The sequence below is a fragment of the Actinocorallia herbida genome (genome assembly GCF_003751225.1).
GTDB lineage: Bacteria > Actinomycetota > Actinomycetes > Streptosporangiales > Streptosporangiaceae > Actinocorallia > Actinocorallia herbida.
In genome coordinates this window covers 4,309,215-4,334,293 of the sequence record NZ_RJKE01000001.1, presented here as the reverse complement: position 1 = coordinate 4,334,293, position 25,079 = coordinate 4,309,215, and the positions used below count along the sequence as shown (strand labels likewise).

Sequence of the window (25,079 nt, the reverse complement as noted above, 5' to 3'; positions counted from 1 at the left end):
CGTACCGGTCGGCGGCCGCTTGCGGGATCTGCTCCTTGCCGCATACGGTACTCGACGTACCCTATGTGTTCTCAACGGGAGGTCTTCCATGCGTGCCTACGGGCTCACCTACGACACCGGTTTCTGCTCCGGCGGGGCCACCACTCACGAACCGTTCGACGCCGACGCGGTCGCCCGTGACCTCCGGGTGATCCGGGAGGAGTTGCACTGCGACGCGGTGCGGGTGACCGGCGGCGTCCAGGACCGGCTGGAGACGGCCGCCCGGCACGCCGCCGCCGTCGGGCTGGAGGTCTGGTACTGCCCCTTCACCAACGGTCTCAGCCGGGCGGAGCTCCTGGACTTCCTCCTGGACGGGGCCGAGCGGGCCGAGCGCCTGCGCCGGGAGGGCGCGGAGGTGGTGTTCGTGACGGGGTCGGAGATCTCGCTGTTCACCGAGGGGTTCCTGCCGGGGGAGTCGCCGGCGGAGCGGGCGGCGGCGCTGGCCGATCCCGTCCGGCTCCGGGAGCTGATTCCGGGTGTGCAGGCGGCGGTCAGGGGGTTCTTCGCCGAGGTGGTCCCGCAGGTGCGGGCGCGGTTCGGCGGCCGGATCACGTACGCGTCCCTGCCGATGGAGGGCGTGGACTGGGCGCCGTTCGACCTGGTCGCCACCGACGCCGCTTATCGGGACGCCCGCACGCCGGCCGACCACCGCGAGCGGCTGCGCACGCAGACGGCGGGCCCGAAGCCGTACGCGGTCACCGAGTTCGGCTGCACGACCTACCGGGGCGCGGCGGCGCGGGGCGGCCGCGGCGAGGACGTCGTGGTGTGGGGCGACGACGCCCGTCCCGTGGGGCTGCGCGAGCCGGTGGTGCGCGACGAGGGGGAGCAGGCCGCCTACGTCCTCGACTCCCTCGAGTGGTTCGCCGAGGACGGCGTCGACACGGCCTTCGTCAACACGTTCATCCGCCGCGACATGCCCGCCTCCGACGATCCCTCCCGCGACTTCGACCTCGCGAGCTTCGGCATCGTCAAGGCGCTCCCCGCCCCGTCGGGCACCCTCACCTGGACCCCCAAGGCGGCCTTCCACGCCCTGGCCCACTACGGCCTCACCCGCAAGACCGCCCGCTCCTGACGCGTTGGTGACGAGGCGTGTCGAGCCCTGCGGCCGAACAGCCCTCCCGTGCGGGTCCTGAGGCCGCCTGTGCGTTGCTTCAGGACCAAGGTTCTCCCCTGAGAACCTTACTGCGTAAAGGCGGCGGGGCGGGCTGCGCCCACAGATCCACCCCACAACCCCTGAATGCAAAAGGACTAAAGACTCATTCGATAGGGGAGGGCCGCCCGGTTCGCTCCCTTCGGCAGGTCCGGTGCCCCTCCCCGTCTCTCGGTGAGGGGGCGGGGCACCGGCCTTCGGCCGTCGTCGGACGGCCTGCGGCTTGCGGACTCCCCTGGGAAGGGCCTGGGGTTAAGGTGTTATTTGAGTGGTTTGCGGTATTAGAGATGTCTTAGTCCGTGATGTCGATCTATGGCGGGATGCTCGCACTCTCCCCTTATGGGGTGTTTGTCGGCTCGGTCGGGTCGCTCCCCTGGGGCTCGGGGTCGAGATGGGCGAGCAGATCGTCGCGGGTGGTCTCGGTGAGGGTCTCCCCCGTGACGAACCAGCGGGTGATGGCGAGGGTGTCGAGGAACGGGAGGTCGTGGGAGGCGACGAGGAGGGCACCCTGGAAGGAGGCGAGGGCTTCGGTGAGCCGGCGGACGCTCGTGGTGTCGAGGTTGTTGGTGGGTTCGTCCAGGATGAGGAGCTGCGGGGCCGGTTCGGCGAGCATGGTCGCGGCGAGGGAGGCGCGGAAGCGTTCGCCGCCGGAAAGGGTTCCCGCGGGCTGGTCGGCGCGGGCGCCGCGGAAGAGGAAGCGGGCGAGGCTGGCGCGGATCTGGTTGTCGGGGGCCTGCGGGGCCGCCTTCTTGACGTTGTCGTAGACGGACAGGGCGGGGTCGAGAGTGTCGAGGCGCTGGGTGAGGTAGCGGGTCGGGACGTGGGTGCGGGCCTCCCCCTCGGCGGGTTCGAGGTCACCGGTGAGGGTGCGCAGGAGCGTGGTCTTGCCTGAGCCGTTGCGGCCGACGAGTGCGATGCGCTCGGGGCCGTGGATGTGCAGATGGGCGTCCTGGAGGGCGCCGTGCCGGGGCCTGACGTGGTCGAGGGTGAGGACGGTGCGTCCGGCGGGGACCGCGGTGTGGGGCAGGTCGACGCTGATGCGAGCGTCGTCGCGGAGGGCGTCGGCGGCGGCGTCACGGCGTTCGCGGGCCTCGGTGAGGCGGTCCTCGGCGAGGGTGCGGAGTTTGCCCGCGCTCTCCTGGGCGGAGCGCTTCTTGGCGCCGGCGACGATGCGTGAGGCGCGGCGCTGGTCGTCCATCTTCTTGTTGTGGCGTTCGCGGCGGGCGTTCTTGGTCTGGGCGTCGCGGAGTTCGCGTTGCTGGCGGCGGACGTCGGCTTCGGCGGTGCGGAGGGTGCGGGTGGCGGCTTCCTCCTGGGTGGCGAGGGCGTTCTGGTAGTCGGTCCAGGTGCCGCCGTGGAAGGTGAGTGCGCCGTTGCGGAGTTCGGCGATGCGGTCGACGCGCTCCAGGAGTTCGGTGTCGTGGCTGACGATGAGGAGGGTGCCGGTGCGCCAGGTGTCGACGGCGTCGTAGAGGCGGCGGCGGGCGTGGAGGTCGAGGTTGTTGGTGGGTTCGTCGAGGATGAGGATGTCGGGGCGTCGCAGGAGGAGTGCGGCGAGGTGGAGGAGGACGGTCTCGCCGCCGGACATGGCGCCGACGGTGCGGTCGAGGTCGAGGTCGAGGCCGAGTGCGCCGAGCGTGGCTTGGGCGCGTTCTTCGACGTCCCAGTCGTCGGCGAGGGTGGTGTAGTGGCGTTCGTCGGGGTCGCCGGATTCGATGGCGGTGAGGGCGGCGCGTTTGGCGTGGATGCCGAGTGCCTCGTCGACGCGTGCGGTGGTGTCGAGGGTGAGGTCTTGTGGGAGGTAGGCGAGGGTGCCCGGGGTGGTGATGGTGCCGCGGGTGGGGTGGAGGTCGCCTGTTATGAGGCGTAGGAGTGTGGTCTTGCCTGTGCCGTTGGCGCCGACGAGGCCGGTGCGGCCTCGGGGGATGGTGGTGGTGAGGCCGTCGAAGACGGGGGTGTCGTCGGGCCGGTGGTAGGTGAGGTCGGCCAGGGTGATGCCGGTGAGTTGCTGGGACATGGTGTTCTCGCTCGTCGCTGCGCGGGTGTGCGGGTGGGCGGCGTTTTGCGAGCATCACGCGGCGACCTGGCCGGTGGAGAAGGGTGGTGCGGGTCCTGTGTGGAACGTGGGCACCGAGGTCGCTGTTCGCGCGGGCCACTCGCCTCTGATGGGCGTTGGGTGGCGGCGTACGGCGTGGCCGTACCGCGCGATGGTCGCGGACCTCAGATGAGCAACGTTCCCCCGATCGGAGACGACAGGACCCTTCCAGTGTACCTGAGGGTGTCTAGTGGCCCCAGCGGTTCCAGTGGATCAGGGTGTCGGGGTCGGGGCGGGTGACGGGCTGGAAGGTGTCGCCGGTGTAGTGGGCGACGGGGGTGAGCATGAGCTGGCTGACGGTGTCGTAGGGGATGCCGAGGAGTTCGGCGGCGGCTTGTTCCTGCTGGAGGTGGACGGAGGTCCAGCAGGTGCCGAGGCCGTGGAGGCGGGCGGCGAGCATGAAGGACCAGAGGGCGGGCATGGCGCTGGCGTGCATGGAGGCGGTGACCCAGCCGGGCATGTTCTCGGGGCGGGTGACGCCTTCGACGCAGCCGATGACGATGGCGGGCATGTGGGGCATTTTTTCGGCGAGGTCTTCGGCGGAGGCGGCGGTGCGTGCTTGCTGGGCGGCTTCGGCGGGGTCGTCTTTGTGGATGCTGCCGATGTAGATGCCGTCGAGGCCGCGGTAGACGTCGAATCCGGCCTGGTAGAGGGCGCCGAGTTTCGCGATGAGTTCGGGGTCGTCGACGATGAGGTAGCGGATGGAGACGTTGTTGGAGCCCGCGGGGGCTTGGAGGGCGATGCGGACGCATTCGCGGAGGGCGTCGCGGGAGACGGGCCGGGTGGTGTCGAGGCGTTTGCGGACGGCGCGGGTGGTGGTGAGGAGGTCGAGTCCGGTGAGCGGGAGCACGGCGTCGTTGTCGAAGGCGGTCATGGTCGCTCCGGGGGGTCGGGTGCGCGGTGCGCCGCGGTGCGGCGTGTAGTTGATCTTAGGCGGAGGTGGGCGGGCGAAGTGTGTTATCCACAGGGTCGGATGCGGGGTGGGGTGGGGTGTGGCAGGGTGGTGGGCGTGGAAGCGTGGTTGGTGCTGGTGGTGGTGTACACGGAGCGGTTGGCGGAGTGCCGGGCGTTCTATGCGGGGTTGGGGCTAGGGTTGGTGGCGGAGCGGCATGGGCGGGGTCCGGCGCATTTCGCGGCGGAGCTGGGGTCGGGTGTGGTGTGCGAGTGGTATCCGGTGTCGGAGCGGGTGCCGGCGACGGGTGCGGGGTTGCGGTTGGGCGTGGTGGTGGGGGTGGGTTCGTGCGGGTTGTCGGTGGGGCGGCATGTGGTGGTGGATCCGGATGGCCGGAAGGTGGATGTGGAGGTGGTGGAAAGGTGAGGGCCCCCGCGGCCCGTGGTGGGCGTGCGGAGGCCGGGGGTGTGTTGCGGGGTCAGGTGGTGCGGAGGCCGGGTTCGCTCTTGCTGGGGCGGCCGTCTTCGATGTGGCCTGCGACGCGGCGGCGGTAGGCGGGTGCGTCGGTGGCGGTGATGGTGAGGTCGTACCAGGAGGAGGTGCGGTCGAGGCGGTGGTGGGTGGTGCGGGTGGTGCCGGGGCGGAGGCGGATCTTGTCGTGGTCGCCGGTGTAGGCGTCGGTGATCTGGAGGGTGTGGGTGTTCTTGGTGTGGTTGGTGAGGGTGAGGCGTAGGTCGTCGCCGTGGTGGTCGGCGCGGATCTCCAGGCCGGGGGTGGTGGTGTCGCCGGCGAATTCGCGGAGGAAGCCGTTGGGGCCGTAGGCGGTGATGGCGTAGGCGGTGGTGGCGTCCCAGGTGCCGGTGAGTTGTTTGCCGGGTTCGACGGTGTAGGTCCAGGGGCCGGTGGTGTCGGTGGTGGAGGTGATGTAGAAGCAGGCGCCGGCTTTGCCCTTGCTGGCGAAGGTGACGTTGAGGGTGCCGTCGTCGATGCGGCCGTCGGCGTGGAGGTCGTAGGGCAGGGCGCGGGCGGGGCGGCTGCCCTTCTCCTGGGCGGGGAGTTCGGGGGCTGCGGGGATGGCCGGGTAGTAGGTGGGGTGGCGGAGGCGGTCCTTGGGTTCGTAGGCGTCGGTGTCGGGGAGGCGGGCGGGGCGGGTGTCGGTTCTGGCGAAGTCGAAGGCGGTGGTGAGGTCGCCGCAGACGGCGCGGCGCCAGGGCGAGATCTGGGGTTCGCGGACGCCGAAGCGGCGTTCCATGAACTGGAGGAGGGAGGTGTGGTCGAAGGTCTGGGAGTTGACCCAGCCGCCCTTGCTCCAGGGTGAGACGACGAGCATGGGGACGCGGGGGCCGAGCCCGTAGGGGCCGGGGGCGTAGGTGGTGTTGCCGGGGAAGCGTTCGGTGGTGGTGTCGGCGGTGGAGGCGCCGTTGGCGGAGGCGTGGGGCGGGACGATGTGGTCGAAGAAGCCGTCGTTCTCGTCGTAGGTGATGAACAGGGCGGTCTTGGCCCAGACGTCGGGGTCGGCGGTGAGGGCGTCGAGGATCTGGGAGATGTACCAGGCGCCGTAGTTGGTGGGCCAGTTGGAGTGTTCGGAGAAGGCTTCGGGGGCGGCGATCCAGGAGATCTGTGGGAGGTTTCCGGTGGTGACGTCGGCGCGGAGGATGTCGAAGTAGCTCTGGCCGTTCTTGGCGTCGGTTCCGGTGCGGGCCTTCTCGTAGAGCGGGCTGCCGGGTGCGGCGTTGCGGTAGTTGTTGAAGTAGAGGAGGGAGTTGTCGCCGTAGTTGCCGATGTAGGGGTCGCTGGTCCAGCCCCAGTAGCCGGCGGCGTCGAGGCCGTTGCCGGCGTCCTGGTAGACCTTCCAGGAGATGCCGGCTGCTTCGAGGCGTTCGGCGTAGGTGGTCCAGCCGTAGCCGAGTTCTTCGTTGGCGAGGACGGGGCCGCCGCCGGTGCCGTCGTTGCCGGTGTGGCCGGTGAGCATGTAGTAGCGGTTGGGGTCGGTGTTGCCGATGAAGGAGCAGTGGTAGGCGTCGCAGATGGTGAAGGCGTCGGCGAGTGCGTAGTGGAAGGGGATGTCGGCGCGTTCGAGGTAGGTCATGGTGGGGGCGGTCTTGGCGGGGATCCACTGGTCGTATCGGCCGTGGTTGAAGGCTTTCTGGCCGCCGTGCCAGTCGTGGTTGAGTCCTTGGAGGAACTGCATGCCGAGGTCGTCGGCGTCGGGGTGGAAGGGGAGGATGTCGCGGGTGCCGTCGGATTGGTGCCAGACGGTCTTGCCGCCGGGGAGGACGACCGGGCGGGGGTCGCCGAAGCCGCGGACGCCGCGCATGGCGCCGTAGTAGTGGTCGAAGGAGCGGTTCTCCTGCATGAGGACGACGATGTGTTCGATGTCGCGGATGGTGCCGCTGCGGCGTGCGGCGGGGATCTGTGCGGCGCGGGCGATGCTCTGGGACATGGCGGAGAAGGCCGCGGTTCCGCCGGTGATCTGGAGGAAGCGCCGTCTGTTGAGGTCCATGGGCGGTCACCCCACCATTCACGTGCGAAACCCTTGCCACGGTGGTCCGAATGGTTCGCCAACGGGCCTTGAACAGCTTCGGGTGAGGGGTGTGCCGTGGTGGTGCGGGGGTCAGGCGCGGACGGGCATGACGAGGGTGGTGAAGCTGCCTTGGTCGGCGGAGCGGACGATGACGGGGAGGTCGGGGGCGGTGATCTCCAGGAGGGTGTCGGGGCCGAGTCCGGTGTCGAGGGCGGGGAGGAGGACTGTGGGGTCGAAGGACAGGCGGGTGGGTGGTCCGGTGCAGAGGGCGGGTTGGGTGTGGTCGGGGGTGTCGGGGCTGGTGAGGGTGAGGTGGTCGGGTGCGGTGTGGAAGGTGACGGGGCCGTGGGCGGTGGTGAGGGCGGCTTGGAGTGCGGCGCGGTCGGTGATGAGGCGTTGGCGGGGGGTGGGGAGGTCGTCGAGTATGCGGCGGTAGTCGGGGAAGGTGGTGTGGAGGGTGGGCAGGGGGTGGGTGTGGTCGTGGTGGCGGAGGCGGCTGCCGGTCTGGTCGGTGTCGAGGTCGATGTGGGGGTGGTGCAGGGCCCAGGCGGCCGCGGTCTGGAGGGCTTCGACGGGGATGAGGAGGGTGTGGGGTTCGCCGTGGTGGAGGGTGGCGGGCAGGGCGCGGACGGCGAGGCGGTACCGGTCGGTGGCGGCGAGCCGGATCTCGGTGGTGTCGATCTCGAGGAGGATGGCGCCGAGTGCGGGGTGGGCGTCGCGGGTGGGTCCGGTGGCGGTGGCGGGGGCGACCTGGCGGACGGCGCTGGCGAGGGCTGCGCCGTCGAGGCGGGCGCTGTGTGCGGGGTGGGGGGTGTGTTCGGCGAGGAGGTCGTCGATGGCGTTCTGGGTGGCTTGGGCGGTGGTTCGGGCGCGGTGGGCGTGGTGGTGCAGGAGGGTGCGGGCGGTGTCGGGTGTGCCGTCGAGGATGGCGGTGGCGTCGGTGAGGGGGATCTGGGCGTCGCGGAGGCGGCGGAGGGTGCGGGCGCGGGTCTCCTGGCGGGTGCTGTAGTAGCGGTAGCCGGTGGCGGGGTCGACGTGTGCGGGGGTGAGGGCGCCGCAGTCGTCGTAGAAGCGCAGGGCGCTGGGGGTGAGTCCGACGGCGCGGGCGAAGGTCCCGATGCTCATGAGGTCGTCGTGGTGGTTCATGGGGTGCATGGGAGCCGATTGTGGGCCTTGGACCTGGTCGAAGGTCAAAGGCGGGCCGGGGCGCGCCGGTCAGAGGGCGGTGAGGAGTGCGGGGAGCGCGGTGAGGGTGGTGATGCGGTGGACGCCGGGTGGGAGTGGGGGCGGCGGGGTGGGGGTGCGGTCGATCCAGATGCCGTGCAGGCCTGCGGTGCGGGCGGCGTGGGCGTCGATGTCGAGGCGGTCGCCGATGTAGGCGACGTCGGCGGGTGGGAGGCCGAGGGCGGCGCAGGCGTGGTGGAAGGCTTCTGGTGCGGGTTTGGCGTGGCCGATCTCGTCGGAGCAGGCGAGGAATTCGAAGTGGTGGCGTAGGCCGAGGGTGGTGAGTTTGCGTTCTTGGAGGGGGGTGGTGGAGTTGGACAGGACGGCGTGGCGGTGGGGGTGGGTGAGTGCGGTGAGGGTGGGGGCGGCGTCGGGGAAGGCGGTCCAGGCGGCTTCGAAGTGGGTGAGGTAGCGGGCGAACCAGGCGTCGGCTTCGGTGTCGGGGGTGGTGGGGCCGAGGTAGGCGCGGACGCGTGCGCGGCGTTGTTCGAGGAAGGTGAGTTCGCCGGTTTCGAAGCGGGCGTAGTGGGTGGTGGTGAGGGTGCGCCAGTGGGTGAGGGCGTTCTGGTCGGCGGGGAGTCCTTCGGCGGCGAAGTGGCGGAGGGCTCCGGTGCCGTCGGCTCCGGCGTAGTCGAAGAGGGTGTCGTCGACGTCCCACAGGATGGCTTTGACCACGTGTCCCACGATACCGCCGGTGTCGGGTGGTGGCCGGGTGGTGGTCGTGGGCGGGGTGGGGCGGGTGGGTCTGTCGGTTTATGTTGGGCTGATGGTCGATCTTCGTACAATTGTTGTTCATGGGGATTTGGTATGGACGTGAGGTCGGCCGTCGGCTGTGGGGCGCGGTCGCCGTGCTGGTCGCGGGTGCGGGTGTGGTGGTGCTGCTGACTCCTGGGGGGTCGGGGTCGCCGCTGCGGGTGGCGGACGGGTGGTCGGCGTCGCTGTACGGGTCGGTGGTGGGGGCGGTGGCGGGGTGGCCGTCGTGGTCGGCGCCGGTGATGGAGGTGGCGACGGACGCGGCGCTGATCACGCTCGTGGTGCTGTACACGCTGGTGTCGGTGGTGACGCTGCTGCGGCGTGACGTGGTCGGTCTGGCGGGGTTGTCGCTGGTGGTGGCGGGGTCGACGGCGGCGTACGGGGCGAGTGAGGTGCTGAAGGAGGCGGTGGCCGAGGAGCGGCCGTGCCGGGTGGTGGCGGCGGAGATCGCGGCGCACTGCCCGGAGGCGGGTGACTGGTCTTTTCCGAGCAACCATTCGGTGATCGCGATGGCGATCGCGACGGGCCTGGCGATGCTGCGGCCGCGGTGGGCGTGGCTGGTGCTGCCGTTGGGCGTCGTCGGGGTGGTGCTGCGGGTGCTGGTCGGCGTGCACTACCCGCATGACGTGGTGGCGGGCGCGGTGTGGGGTGCCGTGGTGGTCGCGGCGGTCCTGCTGTTGTTCGCGGGTCCGGTCGGCCATGTGTTCACCTTCGTGCTGACGCCTTGGTCGTTCTTCGCGCCGCGTGCGGGCCGTCATGCCGCGGGTGCCGTGGTGCGGCCGCGTGCTTCGGAGGTGCCGCGGGGTGCGCAGGACACGGTGGTGGATCTGCCGGTGTTCCGCGACGACGTGCCGCGCCGCTGACGTCCGTCCCGCCCGGGCCGGGGTGCGGGCGGGTTCGCCGGGATTCGTTGGGCGGGGGCGGGGGTGGGGTTTGCGGTGGTCGGGCAACGATTCTTCCGTCGGGTATGACCTGCTGGGAGGAGTCGGGGCGGCATGGACAGGACGGGCAGTGAGGTGCGGCCTTCGGGCGGGACGGTCGCGGGGGCGGTCTTCGAGGTGGAGGTCGGCCTGACGGTGAACGGGGCGGCGCGCCGGTTGCGGGTGGATTCCCGGGTCACCCTGCTGGACGCGCTGCGTGATCATCTGGGGTTGACGGGGGCGAAGAAGGGGTGTGATCAGGGGGCGTGCGGTGCGTGCACCGTGCTGGTGGACGGCCGGAGGGTGGTGGCGTGCCTGATGCTCGCGGCGCAGTGCGAGGGCCGTGCGGTCACGACCGTGGAGGGCCTGTCCGGTGGGGGTGCGGCGCATCCGGTGCAGGAGGCGTTCGCGCGACGGGACGCGTTCCAGTGCGGGTACTGCACGCCGGGTCAGATCATGTCGGCGGTCGCGCTGCTGGCCGAGGGGCGGGCCGGGTCGGCGCGGGAGATCGCGGAGTTCATGAGCGGGAACCTGTGCCGGTGCGGGGCGTACCAGAACATCCGGGCGGCGATCGGCGATGTGGCGGGGGGCGTGTGATGGGGCCGTTCGAGTATGTGCGGGCCGAGGACGCCGAGCGGGCCGTCGCGGTGGTGACGGCGGATCCGCGGGCGGCGTTCCTGGCGGGCGGCACGACGCAGGTGGATCTGATGAAGGACGGGGTGCTGGCGCCGTCCCGGCTGGTCGACGTCACGCGGCTGCCGTTGGGCGGGATCGTCCATGGGGACGGGGTGGTGCGGGTCGGGGCGCTGACCACGATGGAGGAGCTGGCCGCGGATCCGGTGGTGGGGGCGCGGCTGGGGTTCGTGCGGGAGGCGCTGCTGGCGGGGGCGTCGCCGCAGTTGCGGAACATGGCGACGATCGGCGGGAATCTGCTGCAGCGGGCGCGCTGCCGCTATTTCCGGGATCCGTCGGTCGCGGCGTGCAACAAGCGTGCTCCGGGTTCGGGGTGCGCGGCGGTCGCGGGGCCGGCGCGGATGCACGCGGTGCTGGGGACGAGCCCGCACTGTGTGGCGCTGCACGCCTCGGACGTGGCGGTGCCGCTCACGGCGGTGGACGCGGTCGTGCACGTCCTGGGGGTGGCCGGGCCGCGGACGGTGCCGCTGACGGACTTCTATGTGCCGCCGGGCGACACTCCGCATCTGGAGAACGTGCTGCGGCGTGGTGAGCTGATCACGGCGGTGGAGGTGCCGCTGCTGCCGGAGGGGGCGCGCTCGCATTATCTGAAGGTGCGGGACCGGGCGTCGTATGAGTTCGCGCTGGCGTCGGCCGGGGTGGTGCTGGAGCTGGACGGTGAGACGATCGTGCGGGCGCGGGTGGCGCTGGGCGGGGTCGGCACGATCCCGTGGCGCTCCTGGGACGCCGAGGACGTCCTGACGTGGGCGAGTGTGGACCGTGCGGTGTTCCGGGACGCGGCCGAGGCGGCGCTGGCGGGGGCGCGGACCCTGCCGGGCACGGAGTTCAAGGTGGAGCTGGCCAGGCGGACGCTGGTGCGGGCCCTGGAGACGGCGGCGGGGGTGGTGTCATGACGTCGACGCGGATGCGTCCCATGGTCGGCGAGGGCCTGGTGCGGGTGGAGGCGCCGTTGAAGGTGACCGGCCGCGCCCGTTACTTCAATGATGTGGACGTGCCGGGCATGGTCCATGCCGTCGTGGTCCGGTCGACGGTCGCGGCGGGCCGGGTCACCCGGCTGGACACCGCGCGGGCGGGGGCGGCGTCGGGGGTGCTGGCGGTGCTGACGCACCGGAACATGCCGCGTCTGGCGGCGGGCCCTATGACGATCATCGGCGCGTCCCCGCCCGTTCCGCTGCGGGACGACCGGGTGCTGTATCACGGGCAGCCGGTCGCGGTGGTGGTCGCGGCGAGCGCGGAGGAGGCCCGGTACGCGGCGTCGCTGGTGGAGGTCGGGTACGCGCCGGCCGAGCCGGTTTTGCACGTGGACGACCCGCGGGCGGAGCTCATCGACGACCCGTGGGGTCTGGATCATGTGCGCGGTGACGTCGAGGCGGGGTTCGCGGCCGCGGACGTGGTCGTCGAGGGGCGGTTCACCACCGCGGACAACACCAACAATCCGCTCGGGCCGATGGGGACGGTCGCGTACTGGAACGGGGAGGCGCTGACGGTCCATGACGCGACGCAGTGGCCGCACAACGTCCGGTCCACGCTGGCCGCGGTGTTCGGGGTGCCGGAGGCGGGGGTGCGGGTGCTGGCGCCGTTCGTCGGGGGCGGGTTCGGTGCGGGATTGCGGGTGTGGCCGCATGTGCTGCTGGCCGCGGCGGCCGCGCGGGAGGTCGGGCTGCCGGTGAAGTTGGTGTTGAGCCGGCCGGAGATGTTCAGCTCCGTAGGGCACCGGCCGGACAGTGTCCAGTGGATTCGGATCGGGGCGCGCGGGGACGGCGTGCTGACCGCGATCAGCCACGAGAGCGTGTCGAGCCTGGGGATGGAGGACGAGGACTTCGAGCCGGTGTCGCGCTGTTCGGCGGGTGCGTACGCGTGTGGGAGCGTGCGGACGCGGGACCGGCAGGCGCGGCTGCACATTCCGGGCCCGGGGTCGATGCGGGCGCCGGCGGAGGCGCAGGGGAACTGGGCGTTGGAGTCGGCGATCGACGAGCTCGCGTACGGGCTGGGGATGGATCCGCTGGAGGTGCGGTTGCGGAATCTCGCGGAGGTCGATCCGGTGTCGGGGATGCCGTGGTCGAGCAATGCGTTGCGCGAGTGCTATGCGGAGGGTGCGCGCCGGTTCGGGTGGGCGCGGCGGTCTCCGGAGCCGGGGTCGATGCGGGACGGCCGCCGGTTCGTCGGGTACGGGCTGGCGGCGGTGTCGTATCCGGGCTACCAGGTGGCGTGTCAGGCGCGCGCGTCGGTCGGCCGGGACGGGTCGGCGTTCGTGCGGAGTGCCGCGACCGACATCGGTACGGGCACGTACACGGTGATGACGCAGCTCGCGGCGGGTCTGCTGGGGCTGGATCCGGGACGGGTCAGGTTCGATCTGGGTGATTCCGACATGCCGTATGCGCCGCAGGCGGGCGGGTCGGGGTTGACGGGGGCGCTGGGGAACGCGGTCCATTCGGCGTGCCTGCGGCTGGTGCAGGAGTTCTGTGATCTGGTGCGCGATGATCCGGCGTCGCCGCTGTGCGGGGCGGGCCCGGGTGAGGTGGCGGTCGGTGGTGGCCGGATCCATCTGGTGGCCGATCCGTCGCGGGGCGAGGCGTTCGGGGAGATCCTGGTGCGGCACGATCTGGTGGAGCTGGCCGCGGACGGCCGGAGCGTCCCGCCGGACTCCGGGGAGCTGGGGATGGCGTGCGCGGGGGCGTTCGGTGCGAAGTTCGTGGAGGTGCGGGTCGATCCGGAGCTGGGGTTGCTGCGGGTCGTGCGGGTGGTGTCGGTGATCGACGGTGGCCGGATCCTCAATGCCGAGACCGCGGCGAGTCAGATCGTCGGCGGGACGGTCGGTGGCATCGGCCAGGCGATGTTGGAGGAGACGGTCACCGATCCGACGGGGCGGATCGCCAATGCCACGTTCGGCGACTACCTGATCGCGGTGAACGCCGATGTGCCGGACGTCGATGTCGTGTTCGTCGGGGGCCCGGACCGGGCGACCGCGACGGGTACCAAGGGTGTCGGGGAGGTCGGCCTGGTCGGGATCGCCGCGGCCGTGGGCAACGCGGTGTTCCATGCGACCGGTCGGCGGATCCGGGATCTGCCGATCACGATCGACCGGCTCCTGTAGGCGTGCGGGGCGGGCCCGTTCCTGCCGTGTGGGGTCAGGGGCGGGTGAGGCGTTCGATGAGGAAGCGCCAGCTGGTGGACAGGAGGGCGATGGCGGTGTCGTCGGGGTCGTCGCGGCCGGGGTCGGCGAGGTGCAGGAGGAAGGGGCCTTCGAGGGCGGAGGCGAGCTGGACGGCGAGGGGGCCGGGGTCGGGGCGGGTGAGGCCGGCCTGGATGAGGAGCATGCGCAGGTGGATGCGGGAGATGTTGCCTTCGCCGGCGGGGGCGGGGTCGTCGCGTTCCAGGGAGGCGCGGGCGATGGCGTGGCGTTCGGCGAGGAAGGTGATGCGTTCGTGGCCGAAGGCGATGAGCCGGGCGACGGGGTCGGCGCCGGGGCCGAGCGGGGGCGGGCCGGACATGACCTTTTGCTGGAAGGCGCGTTCGTCTTCGTCGATGAGGGCGCGGAAGATGCCGGCGCGGGTGCCGAAGCGGCGGAAGACGGTGCCTTTGCCCAGGCAGGCGTGGTCGGCGAGGGCGTCCATGGTGAGTTTTTCGACGCCGTGTTCGGCGATCATCGCGCGGGCGACTTCCAGGAGGTGCGCGCGGTTGCGTGCGGCGTCGGCGCGTTCGGGTCGGGGGCGGCCGAAGGGCACTACGGGGCGGTCCACAGTGCAGAATCTACACAGCCCTACAAAAACGGGGTGAAGTCCGCTTATGCTGTGGGGGTGCGGCGGCGCCGAGAAGCGGCCCGCCACTACCCCCTCGAGGGACCGCCATGACCCTGTTCCGGCTCGACGCCAGCATCCTGCCCGCCACCTCCGCCTCGGCCGAGCTCGCCGACGTCGTCGAGGCCGAGTGGCGCGCGGCCCGCCCCGGCGCGCCCGTCGTGCGCCGCCACCTCGGCACCGACCCGCTGCCCTCCGACGCCTGGGCCAACGCCACCACCGCGTCCTTCACCCCCGAGGCCGACCGGACCCCCGCCCAGAAGGAGGCCCTGGCCCTGGTCGCCGAGCTCGCCGACGAGCTGCGCGCCGCCGACACCGTCCTGCTGGCGGTCCCGCTGTACAACTACGGGGTGTCCCAGCACGTCAAGGTGTGGATCGACCTCGTCCTGGCCGGCGCGGGGGCCGCGACCCCGGTCCTCAAGGACACCCCGACGATCCTGATCACCACTCTGGGCGGCGGCTACGGGCCGGGCACGCCCCGCGAGGGCTGGGACCACTCCACCGGCTACCTGGAGCGGATCGTGCGCGACGTGTGGGAGGCCGACCTGACCCTCATCAAGCGGGAGCTGACCCTGGCCGAGTCCACCCCCGCGATGGAGCCGCTGCGCGACCTCGCCGCCGAGGCCCGCACCGCGGCCCTCGACACCGCCCGTGAGACGGCCCGCGCCCTCGCCCGCGGCTGATCCGCGCATCCCCCGTGCCCGCATCCCCGACGCGCCGGGGGATGCGGGCACGCGCGTCACCGGGGGCTGGCGCTCCAGGGGTTGGCTCTGTTTATGATAGTGACTTCGGCAGGGCAGGACTGGAGAAAGCGGGCGCGCATGGGCGGGATCGACGGACGGGCGGCGACACACGAGACCGCACCGATCAACGGGGTGCTCGAGGCGCTCGACCTCGCCGAGACCGGCCCCGACACCTACACCGCGCCCGCCTTCCACGGCATCGACGCCCCCCGCTCCTACGGCGGCCAGCTCCTGGCCCAGGCCCTCGTCGCCGCCGCGCGCACCGTCGCGAGCGCGATCCCCGCCCACTCCCTGCACGCCTACTTCCTGCGCGGCGGCGACCCCCGCAAGGACACCGCGTTCGCCGTCCGGCGGCTGCGCGACGGACGGCGCCTGTCGAGCAGGTCGGTCGAGATCAGCCAGGACGAGCGGGTCCTGGCCACCATGACGGTGTCGTTCGCCGTCCCCTCCGAAGGGCTCGACCACCAGGCGGCCGCCCCCGACGTCGCACCCCCCGACGACCTGCCGACCCTGGTGGAGTGGAGCGGCGGCCACGGCGCCGACCCCGAGCACCTGTGGGACATGCCGACGGTCGACACCCGCGTCGCCCCCGACACCCCGCCGCACGGCAGCACCGCCTGGCACCGCATGGCCGGCGCCGCCCCCGACGACCCCGCCCTGCACCAGGCCCTGCTGGTCTACCTGTCGGACGTGACGACCCTCGCCGGCGCCCTCGTCCCGCACGGCATGCCGCTCGGCGTGGAGGAGCGCGACGGGGAGGTCTGGGACGCGGTGTCCCTCGACCACGCCGTCTGGTTCTACCGCCCGGTCCGCGCCGACGACTGGCTCCTGTTCGTGCAGGACTCGCCCGTCGCCGCCGACGGCCGCTCGCTCGTCAGGGCCGACGTGTTCGGCGCCGACGGGCGCCTGGCGGCCTCCCTCGCCCAGGAGGGCCTGTTCTTCCGCCGCGGCTGACCCCGGCGGACGCGGCGGCCCGGAGGGGCCGCCCGGAAAGGTAAGGAGACGCCCATGAGCACGCTGCCGTCGCTCGCGGTATCACTGGGGTTCTGGCAGGACCGGCCGCCCGGCGAGGCCCTGGACACCGCCCGCCACGCCGACGAGCTCGGCTACGGGCGGCTGTGGATCGGCGAGATGGCCACCTACGACGCGTTCGCCCTGGCCACCCGGATCGCCGCCGGCACCCGCCTGCGCCTGACGGTCGGGCCGCTGGCCGTCGCGGTCCGCGACCCCATGCTCATCGCCCGCGGCGCCGCCTCGGTCGCCGACCTGTCAGGGCGGCCCGTCGACGTCGCCGTCGGCACCTCCAGCCCCCTGGTGGTCTCCCACTGGCACGGCAGGCCCCGCGAGCGGTCCGCGACGGCGCTGCGCGAGTCGGTGCAGGCGCTGCGGCCCCTGCTGGCGGGCGACAAGGCCGACTTCCGCGGCGAGGTCGTCACCACCCGCGGCTACCACCTGCGCCTGGCCCCTCCCGGCAGCGAGCTCGCCGTCGCCGCGTTCGGCCCCGCCGCCGTCCGGACCGCCGCCCGGCACGCCGACCGGATGGTCCTCAACCTCCTCACGCCCGCCTCCGCCGCGGCCCTCGTCACCGCCATGCGCGAGGAGGCGGGGAAGGCGGGCCGGACCCCGCCGCGGGTGACGGCCTGGGTGACCGCCGCCGACGCCGCCGACCCCGAGGCCGTCGACCAGGTGCGGCGCGGCGTCGTCGGCTACCTCGCCGCCCCCGGCTACGCCGAGATGTTCACCGCCGCCGGATTCGCCGACCTCGTCGCGTTCGCCCGCACCCGCCCCCACCCCAAGGAACTCCTGGCCGCGGTCCCGCGCGCGCTCGTCGCCGCCGTCGGCCTGGTCGGCGACGACACCGAGGTGAAAGCGCAGCTCGCCGCCTATGCCGCGGCCGGGGTCGAGGAGGTCGCGGTCATCCCCGCGAGCGTCGACGGCGACCCCGGCGGCCGCGCCACCCTGGAGCGGCTGCGCCGCATCGCGGGCTGAGGGCCGCTCACCGGCCGGCGGGCGCGGCCCCGCCGGCCGGCGCGAACCCCACGGCGGTCCGTTCCAGAGCCTGCCCGCAGCCCCGGCAGCGCAGGAACGGCCGCAGCCGCCGCCCGCACGCCCGGTGGACCAGCCGCAGGTCGGTGCCGGGCGGGCCGGTGTACCAGCGCTGCGCCCAGTCGGTGAGCAGCGCGAACACCCCGAAGAAGGCGAGGCCCTTGTCGGTGAGCCGGTAGCGGGGCCTGCCGTCGGCGGCGTCGAGGGCCAGGACGCCCAGGTCGGTGAACCGGCGCAGCCGGCCGGCCAGGACCGACGGGGCGACGCCCAGCTCCCGCTCGTAGTCGGCGAAACGCCGGACGCCCAGGAGCGAGGCCGCCAGGAGCACGGTCGCCCACCGGTCGCCGAGGATCTCGAACGTCTCGGGGAAGTACGACAGCGGATCGTCCTGCGCCGGGGGCCGGACCGTCCTGCGGTGCAGGCGCGGAACCGCGACCTGCGCGAACGTCGCGGCGCCCCGCTCGGTGGCGACGTCGCGGGCGGTCACCGGCGCGGCCCCGCAGGCCGCGCAGCCGAGATCGGCGTCGGTGGGGGCGCCGCAGCCATGGTGCAGCAGCGCGGGCAGGGCCGCGCGGCGGGGCACCCACGCCCGCTCCCACGACCACAGTGCGATCAGCAGCGGCCACAGGTCCAGGGACTTCTCGGTGAGGAGGTACTCGGTGCGGGTCCGGCCGTCGGTCCGGTAGGGCGACGGGGCCAGGAGGCCGCCGGCCTGGAGCTCCTTGAGGCGGGCCGACAGGACCGATTCGGAGACGCCCAGGGCGTCGCGCCAGTCGGCGAAGCGGCGCACCCTCAGGTGGAAGGCCCGCTGGAGGATCAGCAGCGTCCACTGGTCGCCGATCGCCAGCAGCGCCTGGCCGACCGCGCCCGCCCGCGCCGTCTCGCCCGCCATGGGCCCGCCTCCCTCCGCCGCCTGGCGCCGATGCTACCCGGATCGCTGGCTTTCGTTGCCGAAGTGGAGGCGGGCGGGCCGGTCAGGCGTCGAAATCGGTGGCGGCGGTCCTGCCGAACCCCGCCAGCAACGTCGCCCGGTCGTAGTACTCCAGCCATTCGGCGACGAGCCCGGCGTCGTCGTAGGCCAGGACGCCCACGACGGGGACCTCGGTGCGGCCGTGCGCGTTGGCGAACACGTCGCGCCGCTCCACGAACACCCGCCCGCCGATCACCCCCAGCGCACGGACCTGCAGGTCCAGGTGGGTGAGGCCGGCCGCGAGCAGCCGGAGCCGCGCCGCGATCGCCGCCCGGCCCCGCAGCGGCTCCTGCATGACGCTGTGCAGGACGCCGTCGGGCGCGAACAGCGCGACGATGCCGTCCCAGTCCCTGGCGTTCCAGGCGGCCACCATCGCCTGGGCGGCGGCGATCTTCTCTTCGTCGGTCACGGTCACTCCGTATCGTCGGGGCTCGAAGGTCGGGACAGCGCGGCGCGCAGCTCGCGCTTGAGGATCTTGCCGACGGGGTTGCGGGGCAGTTCCGCGCGGAGCTCCAGTCGCTCGGGCAGCTTGAACGACGCGATCCGGCAGGCCCGCAGGAACTCCACGAGGTCCGCCAGCGCGGGCGCCGCGCCGGGCCGCGGCACGACCACCGCGCACACCTTCTCGCCCAGCACCGGATCGGGGTAGCCGACGACCGCGACCTCCGCGACCGCCGGATGCCCCGCCAGCAGGCCCTCCAGCTCGGCGGGCGCGATGTTCATCCCGCCCCGGATCACCAGGTCCTTCGCCCGGTCCACGTACCGCAGGAACCTGCCGTCCTCCCCGGCGACGACGAACACGTCGCCGGTCTTCAGGTAGCCGTCCTCGTCGAACGGCGACGGCAGGGCGTCCCCGCCCAGGTAGCCGGAGAACACCATCGGCCCCTTGATCCGCAGCTCGCCCGGCACCCCCGGCTCGGTGACCAGGGCGCCGGTGTCGGGGTCGACGAGCCGGACCGCGACCTGCCCGGAGATCCGCGACGACCAGGTCACGCCCGGCGCCCCGAAATGCGGGAAGTACAGGGCCCGCTCCTCGGGATCGGGCACGTCGTGCGGGTCGGTGAGCAGCGCGATGCCCTCGTTCGAGCCGAAGAAGTTGATGATCCCGATCCCGTGCCGCTCCTGCCAGCCGCGGACCATCGGCGGGGCCAGCGGCGCCGACCCCGAACCGATCAGCCGCAGCGACGACAGATCCGTCGCCGCCAGCAGTTCCTCGCGCGCCAGCAGCATCGTCAGCAGCGCCGGAGGCGCCACCGTGTAGGTGACCCGTTCGGCCTCGATCTGCGCCAGGAACGTCGGCAGGTCGAACGGATGGTGCTGGACCAGGACGCCGCCGACCCGCAGCCACGGCAGGAACATCCCGTTGATCCCGGCCATGTTCACCATCGGAAACGGGTTCAGCAGCACGTCGTCACCGGTCAGGCGGGGCGCGTCCACGGTCGCCCAGCTCATCGCCAGCCAGTCCAGATGTGTGCGCGGCACCCCCTTCGGGGTGCTCTCGGTCCCCGACGTCCAGCAGATCGTCACACAGTCGTTCGGATCCGCCGGATGCGCCGCCATGTGGGCCGCGACCCGCGCGGCCGCACCCGGCGCGTAGGAGACCGGGAGGACCCCTTCGGGCAGGCCGTCGGGGCCGTCGCCGAACGCCAGGACCGTCCGCAGTGCCGGAAGGGCCCCGCGCAGCGCCGCGATCTCCGCCGCCGGACGCCGCTCGCCGACCCGCGCCGCGGTGAGGAACGCCGCGAACCCGGCCAGCGTGCCGAGCTCGGTGATCTCCCGCTCCCGGTACTGCACGGGCAGCGGCGAGACGATCGCGCCGATCCGCCAGCACGCCAGATAGGCCACCACCAGCTCGACGGTGTTGGGGAGCTGGAGGCCGACGACGTCGCCCGCGCCGATCCCGTGGGCCAGCAGCAGATCGGCCAGCCCGTCGGTCTCGGCGTCGACCTCCCGCCAGGTGAGGCGGCGCGGGCTCTGGCCGGTCAGCGCCTCCTTGTCGGCCGGGTCGAGCAGCGCCTCCCGGTCGGGGCCCGCCGCGACGCGGGCCCGGAACAGGCCGTCCATGGTCTCGTCGCCCCACCAGCCGCGTGCGGTGTAGTCGGCGACGCGGTCGGCCGGATGCAGGCCGCGGTGCATGAGGTGCTCCTTCGCAAAGTCCGGAATGGAGGGGAGGAAAGGGGGGCGCGGTCCGCGCCGACCGCGCCCCGGCAGGGGACGGCTCAGTGGCCGTCGATGGTGATGACGTCGCCCGCGGGCTCGAACGCCTTCTTGGCCGCGCTCCAGGTGAACGGGCGGAACGCGCCGATGCCCAGGGACGTCTCGGGTGTCATCTTCCAGTCGATGCCGTCGATGAACATCGGCGGCGAGTACGTCTGGGTCCGGGCGACCTTGATGATCCCCAGGCGGCTCAGCCCGTCCTCGGACGCCGCGGCCTTGGTGAACGCGTCGACCATCAGGTCGCCGATCGCCCACCCGTTGACGGTGTAGTTGTTCAGCGGCGCCTTCACCCCTTGCGCGGCGGCGTCGGTGAGGTACTGCTTCACCCCGGCGTCATCGGCGTAGATCGGGTTGGCCGGGTCCTTCAGCCACACCATGACCTGCTGGCCGTCGGCGGCGGCGCCGGCCGGCTCGTAGAGGCTCTTGCCGTCGACGCAGTTCGCGGGCTGCACGAACGTCTCGGGCTTCCAGCCCGACCTGCCGACGGCCATGCTGAGGGCCAGGCAGTCGGTGGTGACGCCCGCGTCGATCAGGACCGGCGCGCCGCTCTCCTTGAGCGTGGTGACGGCCGCGTTCGGGTCGGTGAGGGGAGCCTCGGCCGCGATCGTGACGTTCGTGCCCTCGATGGCCTTCTTGAAGCCGTTGGCGTAGCTCTGCCCGGACTCGGTCTGGTTCGCCGCGAGCGCGACCTTCACCCCGTCCGGGTACTTCTGCTGGAGCTGCGCGACGACGACGGCCATCTCGACCTCGCTGGAGGGCAGGTACTCCGTCGTCCACGGGAAGTTCGCGGCGTCCCGGTACTCCGGCACCGCGGCCTGCGCGTACAGCAGGGGCACGCACGCCTCGTTCTGGTCGTCGGCCGCCGCGTTCAGCTGCCCCGACCCGAACACCTCGAGGACGTGCACGCCGTCCTTCTGGATCAGCTCGTTGACGTTGGCCTTGGCGCGCTCGGGGTTGAACGCGTCGTCCTTGGCGACGACCTCGAGCTTGACTCCGCCGATGCCGCCCGCGGCGTTGGCGACCGCGAAGCGGGCCTTCATCCCGTCGATGACGGCGCCCGCGGCGGCGGCGAGCGGGCCGGACAGCGGCGCGCTCCACCCGACCTTGAGGGTGCCGCTGATCGCGGCCTCGGCGGCTGCGGGGTCCAGGCAGTCCTCGGCGGTGACGACGCCGCCCGCGGCGGCCTCGGTCTCTTCGCTCGCCCCGGTGCCGCAGCCGGCGAGCAGCAGCGCCGCGGCGGCGCCGACGGCGGCGAGTCGCATCGTTGTCATGGTCGTACTCATTTCTTTCGCGCGTCGCCCTGGGGCGCGCGGGGGGTGGGATCGGAGGGGAGGTCAGGGGTGCCGGGGCGGGATTCGACCCGGACGAGGCGGCGCGCGGTCGCGCCGAGCCGTCCGACGATGCCCTCGGGCATGAGGAACACGATCGCGATGAGCACGGCGCCGAAGAGGATGCCCGACACGTGCCCGGACACCAGGTCGGCGGTGAAGTACGGCAGGAACACCACCGCCAGGGCGCCGGCGACGGGCCCGTAGAGGGTGGCGGCGCCGCCGAGGAACAGGCCGGTGATCAGCTCGATCGACTTCAGGAGGGTGAAGGACCCGTCCGGGGACAGGGCGCCGACGTACATGGCGAACAGGCCGCCCGCCAGGCCCGTGACCGCGCCGGACAGGCCGAACGCGAGGGTCTTCACCGAGGCGATGTGCACGCCGGAGGACGCCGCGGACAGCTCGTTGTCGCGGACCGCGAGCATCGCCATGCCCAGCCGGCTGCGGGTGAGGTTGCGGAGGAGGACGATCACCAGGATCAGCACGACCGCGCTCACCCAGTACAGCCACAGGTAGCGCTGCCCGGCGCCCAGCCCCGTCCACTGCGGCGGGGCGAGCTGGCGGGAGCGGATCACCAGGCCCGCCGCGCCGCCGGTCAGGTCGGTGAACCGCTTGACCAGCTCGGGGAACGCCACGCCGACCGCCAGGGTCACCAGGGCGAGGTACAGGCCGCGGATCCGCAGGGCGGGCAGGCCGACGATGAAGCCGAGCACGAAGCACAGCACCGCCGCGACGGGCAGGGTGAGCAGCGGCTCCACCTGATAGGAGACGATCATGACGCCGGTGGTGTAGGCGCCGAGGCCGAAGAACGCCGAGTGGCCGATCGACAGGAGGCCGGTGTAGCCGGTGACGAGGTTGAGGCCGCTGATCGCGATCGCGAAGATCAGCACGCTGGTGAGCTGGCCGACCCGGAACGGCTCGAGGCCCGACCCGAGGTACAGGGCCGCCAGCGCGAGGACCGGCCCTGCCGCGACGGCCGCGCGGTGGCGCGGGGTGCCGCGCACGAGCGTGAGGAGCGGGCCGCGCGGGGCCTTGGCGGGGGCGACGGCGGGGGCGGGGGGTTTGGCGGAGGTGGTGGTCACAGCCGCTCCATCTGTCGGGTGCCGAACAGGCCGGTCGGCCGGAAGAGCAGGATGAGGACGATGACGACGAGCGCCGCGGTCTGCTGGAGGGTGCCGCCGATGACGTCGACGTAGCCGGTGAGCATCGACTCCAGCAGGCCGATCGCCAGACCTCCGACGACCGCGCCCACGGGGCTGTCGAGTCCGCCGAACAGGGCGGCGGCCGAGGCGTAGATGAGGATCGGGAACATCGTCGTCAGGCTGAGCTGCTGCGACGACAGCGGCGCGATGAGGATCCCGGCCAGCGACCCGATGACCCCGGCCAGGCCCCAGCCGAGCATGAGGATCCGGCCGGTCGGGACGCCGCTGAGCGCGGCGGACTCGGGGTTGTCGGCGACCGCCCGCATGTGCAGGCCGAGGCGGGTCCGGTTGAACAGGGCGAACACCAGGCCGATGAGGACGGCGACGACCAGCCAGACGCCGAGCGCGTCGAAGTACAGGCGGGCCCCGCCGACGGACAGGTAGTCGTCCTGGCCGCCGGGGAACAGGCCGGGCAGGGTCTTGGTGTCGGCGTCGAACAGCAGCCCGGCCAGCGCGTTGAACCCGGTGAACAGGCCCAGTGCGACGATGAGGGTCGCCATGTCGTTGCGGCGCCGCACGGGCCGGATCAGCGTCCGTTCGGTGATCGCGCCGAGGAGGAACCCGACCGCGCAGGCGACGAGGGCGGCGGCCCAGATGGGGACGTCCTGGGTGGTGAGGGCCCAGGCGATGTAGGTGGTGAACAGCGCCATCTCGCCCTGGGCGAAGTTGATGGTGCCGGTGCCGCGGAACACCACGACCAGGGCCAGCGCCATGATCGCGTAGACGGTTCCGTTGGTGACGCCGTCGAAGAGGCGTTCCAGGAAGATGTCCATCTCTGTCTCCCCTTACAGGCCGAGGTAGGCGCGGCGGATGGACTCGTCGCCGCGGAAGCGGTCGGCGTCGCCCTCGGCGACGACCCGGCCGACCTCCAGCAGGTAGACGCGGGAGGCGAGGCGGAGTGCGAGGTCGGCGTTCTGTTCGACCAGCAGCAGCGCGGTGCCCTGCTCCCGGTTGACCTCGGCGAGCACGTCGAACAGCTCCCCGACGATCTTGGGGGCGAGGCCGAGGCTCGGCTCGTCGCACAGCAGGAGTTTGGGGCGGCTCATCAGCGCGCGGGCGACCGCGAGCATCTGCTGCTCGCCGCCCGACAGGGTCCCGGCCTCCTGCCCGGCGCGGCGGGCGAGGATCGGGAACACCCCGCACCAGGTGTCGATGTCGGCGGCGATCCCGGCGGTGTCCTTGCGCAGGGCGGCGCCGACCCGCAGGTTGTCCAGGACCGACAGGTGCGAGAACGTGCCGCGGCCTTGCGGGACGAGGCTGACACCGGCGGCGACGATCTGGGGCGGGGCGAGCCCGTCCAGCGGGGTCCCGTCGAAGGAGATGGCGCCGGTGTGCGGGATGAGCCCGGACAGGGCGCGCATCGTGGTGGTCTTGCCGGCGCCGTTGGCGCCGAGCACCACGACGACCTCGCCCGCCTCGACGGTCAGGTCGAGGCCGTGCAGGACGCGGGCCGGGCCGTATCCGGCGCACAGGCCGGTGACCTCGAGCAGGCTCATGCGGTCCTCCCCAGGTAGGCCGCCAGGACCCGTTCGTCGGCGCGGACGTCCTCGGGGGTGCCGTCGGCGATCTCGCGGCCGGACTCCATGGCGACGACGTGGTCGCTGATGCCCATGACCAGGCCCATGTGGTGCTCGACCAGGAGGGCGCCCAGGCCGCGTTCGGCGCGCAGCCGCAGGATCAGTTCGCCCAGCTCATCGACCTCGGCGTGGGTGAGGCCGCCCGCGGGCTCGTCGAGCAGGAGCAGGCGGGGGTGGCCGGCGAGGGCGCGGGCGAGTTCGACGCGCTTGAGGGTGCCGAACGGGAGCCCGGCCGCGGGCTGGTCGGCGACGTCGGACAGGCCCAGGTCGGCGAGGATCTCGCGTGCCTCGGTGGTGAGGCGGCGGTGCGCCGAGCGGGTGGCGGGCAGGCCGAGCAGGGATGCGGTGAACCCGGATCCGTCGCGGGAGTGCGCGCCCAGGAGGGTGTTCTCCAGGACGGTCAGGGACGGGAACAGCGCGAGGTTCTGGAAGGTGCGGGCGATGCCGAGCCGGACGATCCGGTCGGGGCGGGTCCGCAGCAGGTCGTGCCCGGCGAAGGCGATGGTGCCGGAGTCGGGCCGGTACAGGCGGGTGACGCAGTTGAACAGGGTGGTCTTGCCTGCGCCGTTGGGCCCGATGAGACCGCAGATCTCGCCGGGGGCCACGGTGAGGGACACCCGGTCGAGTGCGGTCACTCCACCGAAGCTGAGCGTCAGGTCGCCGACCCTCAGTTCGGGGGGCGGATCGTGGGACATGGGCGGCGGGCTCCTCTCGCCGTTCACACTTCAGTTGTGAGTGTGGGTCCGGTCACACCCTTGCTACAACAAAAAGAGTGACCACGTCAACGGCTTGTTATGAGGCCGATATGTCGATCTTGCCGGTTCGGCGAAGAGACCCCTTGGCCGATTCACTCTCTTAGTTGTAGCGTGAGGGAGGCGGGGGTCACACCCCGCGAAAGAGGAGGAGGTC

23 protein-coding genes are annotated in these 25,079 nt (G+C 72.4%); 9 read left to right on the top strand and 14 right to left on the bottom strand.

The genetic code is table 11. The features are described from left to right. The first annotated feature begins 88 nt into the window (after nt 1-88). Complete coding sequence (locus tag EDD29_RS20025) at nt 89-1,111, top strand: glycoside hydrolase family 113 protein (RefSeq protein WP_123665882.1); 1,023 nt, start codon at nt 89-91, stop codon at nt 1,109-1,111. Nucleotides 1,112-1,526: 415 nt separating this feature from the next. Here the strand turns inward: EDD29_RS20025 and EDD29_RS20020 are convergent, their stop codons facing one another. Beyond that, nucleotides 1,527-3,206, bottom strand: coding sequence for an ABC-F family ATP-binding cassette domain-containing protein (locus tag EDD29_RS20020; protein WP_123665881.1), 1,680 nt, complete (start codon nt 3,204-3,206; stop codon nt 1,527-1,529). 265 nt (nt 3,207-3,471) lie between these two features. Continuing rightward, nucleotides 3,472-4,158: a nitroreductase family protein gene (locus EDD29_RS20010; protein WP_123665879.1), complete on the bottom strand. Its 687-nt coding sequence runs from the start codon at nt 4,156-4,158 to the stop codon at nt 3,472-3,474. Between the two features lie 135 nt (nt 4,159-4,293). Between EDD29_RS20010 and EDD29_RS20005 the strand changes: the two genes are divergently transcribed. Next, nucleotides 4,294-4,602, top strand: coding sequence for a glyoxalase/bleomycin resistance/dioxygenase family protein (locus EDD29_RS20005; RefSeq protein WP_211359805.1), 309 nt, complete (start codon nt 4,294-4,296; stop codon nt 4,600-4,602). Between the two features lie 52 nt (nt 4,603-4,654). On the opposite strand, the gene EDD29_RS20000 is transcribed toward EDD29_RS20005, so the two are convergent. The 3 genes from EDD29_RS20000 to EDD29_RS19990 form a co-directional block, all read right to left on the bottom strand. After that, a complete protein-coding gene (locus tag EDD29_RS20000; RefSeq protein ID WP_123665877.1) occupies nt 4,655-6,679 on the bottom strand; it encodes a phosphocholine-specific phospholipase C in 2,025 nt (674 codons plus the stop codon). 111 nt (nt 6,680-6,790) lie between these two features. Then, nucleotides 6,791-7,855, bottom strand: a complete 1,065-nt coding sequence (locus tag EDD29_RS19995) for a DNA polymerase III subunit beta family protein (protein WP_123665876.1) — start codon at nt 7,853-7,855, stop codon at nt 6,791-6,793. 60 nt (nt 7,856-7,915) lie between these two features. Further along, nucleotides 7,916-8,599 (bottom strand): HAD family hydrolase, encoded by a 684-nt coding sequence (locus EDD29_RS19990; RefSeq protein ID WP_123665875.1) that lies wholly within the window; start codon nt 8,597-8,599, stop codon nt 7,916-7,918. Between the two features lie 119 nt (nt 8,600-8,718). On the opposite strand from EDD29_RS19990, the gene EDD29_RS19985 reads away from it, so the two are divergent. The 4 genes from EDD29_RS19985 (at nt 8,719) to EDD29_RS19970 (ending at nt 13,384) form a co-directional block, all read left to right on the top strand. Further along, nucleotides 8,719-9,540 (top strand): phosphatase PAP2 family protein, encoded by an 822-nt coding sequence (locus EDD29_RS19985; protein ID WP_211359804.1) that lies wholly within the window; start codon nt 8,719-8,721, stop codon nt 9,538-9,540. Nucleotides 9,541-9,672: 132 nt separating this feature from the next. Then, on the top strand, nt 9,673-10,194 hold the full coding sequence (locus EDD29_RS19980; RefSeq protein WP_123665874.1) for a (2Fe-2S)-binding protein: 522 nt from the start codon (nt 9,673-9,675) through the stop codon (nt 10,192-10,194). Beyond that, the gene (locus EDD29_RS19975; protein ID WP_123670578.1) at nt 10,194-11,183 is read left to right on the top strand and encodes an FAD binding domain-containing protein; all 990 of its coding nucleotides are present in this window, start codon (nt 10,194-10,196) and stop codon (nt 11,181-11,183) included. The genes EDD29_RS19980 and EDD29_RS19975 overlap by 1 nt, the downstream gene beginning before the upstream one ends. Then, on the top strand, nt 11,180-13,384 hold the full coding sequence (locus EDD29_RS19970; protein ID WP_123665873.1) for a xanthine dehydrogenase family protein molybdopterin-binding subunit: 2,205 nt from the start codon (nt 11,180-11,182) through the stop codon (nt 13,382-13,384). Before EDD29_RS19975 ends, EDD29_RS19970 begins: the two co-directional genes overlap by 4 nt. A gap of 34 nt (nt 13,385-13,418) precedes the next feature. On the opposite strand, the gene EDD29_RS19965 is transcribed toward EDD29_RS19970, so the two are convergent. Beyond that, nucleotides 13,419-14,030, bottom strand: a complete 612-nt coding sequence (locus EDD29_RS19965; RefSeq protein WP_123665872.1) for a TetR/AcrR family transcriptional regulator — start codon at nt 14,028-14,030, stop codon at nt 13,419-13,421. Between the two features lie 107 nt (nt 14,031-14,137). Here EDD29_RS19965 and EDD29_RS19960 point away from each other — a divergent pair, with 107 nt between their 5' ends. The 3 genes from EDD29_RS19960 to EDD29_RS19950 all read left to right on the top strand — a co-directional run bounded on the left by EDD29_RS19960 (nt 14,138) and on the right by EDD29_RS19950 (nt 16,819). Then, nucleotides 14,138-14,770 carry an FMN-dependent NADH-azoreductase gene (locus EDD29_RS19960; protein ID WP_123665871.1) on the top strand — a complete coding sequence of 211 codons (633 nt, stop codon included), beginning with the start codon at nt 14,138-14,140 and terminating at the stop codon, nt 14,768-14,770. A gap of 138 nt (nt 14,771-14,908) precedes the next feature. Further along, nucleotides 14,909-15,784, top strand: coding sequence for an acyl-CoA thioesterase (locus EDD29_RS19955; RefSeq protein WP_170201477.1), 876 nt, complete (start codon nt 14,909-14,911; stop codon nt 15,782-15,784). Nucleotides 15,785-15,838: 54 nt separating this feature from the next. Continuing rightward, nucleotides 15,839-16,819 (top strand): LLM class F420-dependent oxidoreductase, encoded by a 981-nt coding sequence (locus EDD29_RS19950; RefSeq protein ID WP_123665869.1) that lies wholly within the window; start codon nt 15,839-15,841, stop codon nt 16,817-16,819. Between the two features lie 7 nt (nt 16,820-16,826). On the opposite strand, the gene EDD29_RS19945 is transcribed toward EDD29_RS19950, so the two are convergent. The 8 genes from EDD29_RS19945 to EDD29_RS19910 form a co-directional block, all read right to left on the bottom strand. Next, complete coding sequence (locus EDD29_RS19945; protein WP_123665868.1) at nt 16,827-17,768, bottom strand: winged helix-turn-helix transcriptional regulator; 942 nt, start codon at nt 17,766-17,768, stop codon at nt 16,827-16,829. An 82-nt stretch (nt 17,769-17,850) separates the two neighbouring features. After that, nucleotides 17,851-18,255: an SgcJ/EcaC family oxidoreductase gene (locus EDD29_RS19940; RefSeq protein ID WP_211359803.1), complete on the bottom strand. Its 405-nt coding sequence runs from the start codon at nt 18,253-18,255 to the stop codon at nt 17,851-17,853. A 2-nt stretch (nt 18,256-18,257) separates the two neighbouring features. Then, the gene (locus EDD29_RS19935; RefSeq protein WP_123665866.1) at nt 18,258-19,982 is read right to left on the bottom strand and encodes a class I adenylate-forming enzyme family protein; all 1,725 of its coding nucleotides are present in this window, start codon (nt 19,980-19,982) and stop codon (nt 18,258-18,260) included. An 83-nt stretch (nt 19,983-20,065) separates the two neighbouring features. Further along, nucleotides 20,066-21,334 carry an ABC transporter substrate-binding protein gene (locus tag EDD29_RS19930; protein WP_123665865.1) on the bottom strand — a complete coding sequence of 423 codons (1,269 nt, stop codon included), beginning with the start codon at nt 21,332-21,334 and terminating at the stop codon, nt 20,066-20,068. Nucleotides 21,335-21,342: 8 nt separating this feature from the next. Then, nucleotides 21,343-22,473 carry a branched-chain amino acid ABC transporter permease gene (locus tag EDD29_RS19925; RefSeq protein WP_123665864.1) on the bottom strand — a complete coding sequence of 377 codons (1,131 nt, stop codon included), beginning with the start codon at nt 22,471-22,473 and terminating at the stop codon, nt 21,343-21,345. Then, a complete protein-coding gene (locus EDD29_RS19920; RefSeq protein WP_123665863.1) occupies nt 22,470-23,366 on the bottom strand; it encodes a branched-chain amino acid ABC transporter permease in 897 nt (298 codons plus the stop codon). The genes EDD29_RS19925 and EDD29_RS19920 overlap by 4 nt, the downstream gene beginning before the upstream one ends. Nucleotides 23,367-23,378: 12 nt before the next feature. After that, the gene (locus tag EDD29_RS19915; RefSeq protein ID WP_123665862.1) at nt 23,379-24,089 is read right to left on the bottom strand and encodes an ABC transporter ATP-binding protein; all 711 of its coding nucleotides are present in this window, start codon (nt 24,087-24,089) and stop codon (nt 23,379-23,381) included. Next, nucleotides 24,086-24,865, bottom strand: a complete 780-nt coding sequence (locus tag EDD29_RS19910; protein ID WP_123665861.1) for an ABC transporter ATP-binding protein — start codon at nt 24,863-24,865, stop codon at nt 24,086-24,088. The genes EDD29_RS19915 and EDD29_RS19910 overlap by 4 nt, the downstream gene beginning before the upstream one ends. Nucleotides 24,866-25,079: the final 214 nt, after the last annotated feature.

Bases quoted from the DNA above. Each gene is read 5' to 3' on its own strand.
- EDD29_RS20025 (WP_123665882.1), top strand. From the start codon at position 89: ATGCGTGCCTACGGGCTCACCTACGACACCGGTTTCTGCTCCGGCGGG.
- EDD29_RS20020 (WP_123665881.1), bottom strand. From the start codon at position 3,206: ATGTCCCAGCAACTCACCGGCATCACCCTGGCCGACCTCACCTACCAC.
- EDD29_RS20010 (WP_123665879.1), bottom strand. From the start codon at position 4,158: ATGACCGCCTTCGACAACGACGCCGTGCTCCCGCTCACCGGACTCGAC.
- EDD29_RS20000 (WP_123665877.1), bottom strand. From the start codon at position 6,679: ATGGACCTCAACAGACGGCGCTTCCTCCAGATCACCGGCGGAACCGCG.
- EDD29_RS19995 (WP_123665876.1), bottom strand. From the start codon at position 7,855: ATGCACCCCATGAACCACCACGACGACCTCATGAGCATCGGGACCTTC.
- EDD29_RS19985 (WP_211359804.1), top strand. From the start codon at position 8,719: ATGGGGATTTGGTATGGACGTGAGGTCGGCCGTCGGCTGTGGGGCGCG.
- EDD29_RS19980 (WP_123665874.1), top strand. From the start codon at position 9,673: ATGGACAGGACGGGCAGTGAGGTGCGGCCTTCGGGCGGGACGGTCGCG.
- EDD29_RS19975 (WP_123670578.1), top strand. From the start codon at position 10,194: ATGGGGCCGTTCGAGTATGTGCGGGCCGAGGACGCCGAGCGGGCCGTC.
- EDD29_RS19970 (WP_123665873.1), top strand. From the start codon at position 11,180: ATGACGTCGACGCGGATGCGTCCCATGGTCGGCGAGGGCCTGGTGCGG.
- EDD29_RS19960 (WP_123665871.1), top strand. From the start codon at position 14,138: ATGACCCTGTTCCGGCTCGACGCCAGCATCCTGCCCGCCACCTCCGCC.
- EDD29_RS19955 (WP_170201477.1), top strand. From the start codon at position 14,909: ATGGGCGGGATCGACGGACGGGCGGCGACACACGAGACCGCACCGATC.
- EDD29_RS19950 (WP_123665869.1), top strand. From the start codon at position 15,839: ATGAGCACGCTGCCGTCGCTCGCGGTATCACTGGGGTTCTGGCAGGAC.
- EDD29_RS19945 (WP_123665868.1), bottom strand. From the start codon at position 17,768: ATGGCGGGCGAGACGGCGCGGGCGGGCGCGGTCGGCCAGGCGCTGCTG.
- EDD29_RS19935 (WP_123665866.1), bottom strand. From the start codon at position 19,982: ATGCACCGCGGCCTGCATCCGGCCGACCGCGTCGCCGACTACACCGCA.
- EDD29_RS19930 (WP_123665865.1), bottom strand. From the start codon at position 21,334: ATGACAACGATGCGACTCGCCGCCGTCGGCGCCGCCGCGGCGCTGCTG.
- EDD29_RS19920 (WP_123665863.1), bottom strand. From the start codon at position 23,366: ATGGACATCTTCCTGGAACGCCTCTTCGACGGCGTCACCAACGGAACC.
- EDD29_RS19915 (WP_123665862.1), bottom strand. From the start codon at position 24,089: ATGAGCCTGCTCGAGGTCACCGGCCTGTGCGCCGGATACGGCCCGGCC.
- EDD29_RS19910 (WP_123665861.1), bottom strand. From the start codon at position 24,865: ATGTCCCACGATCCGCCCCCCGAACTGAGGGTCGGCGACCTGACGCTC.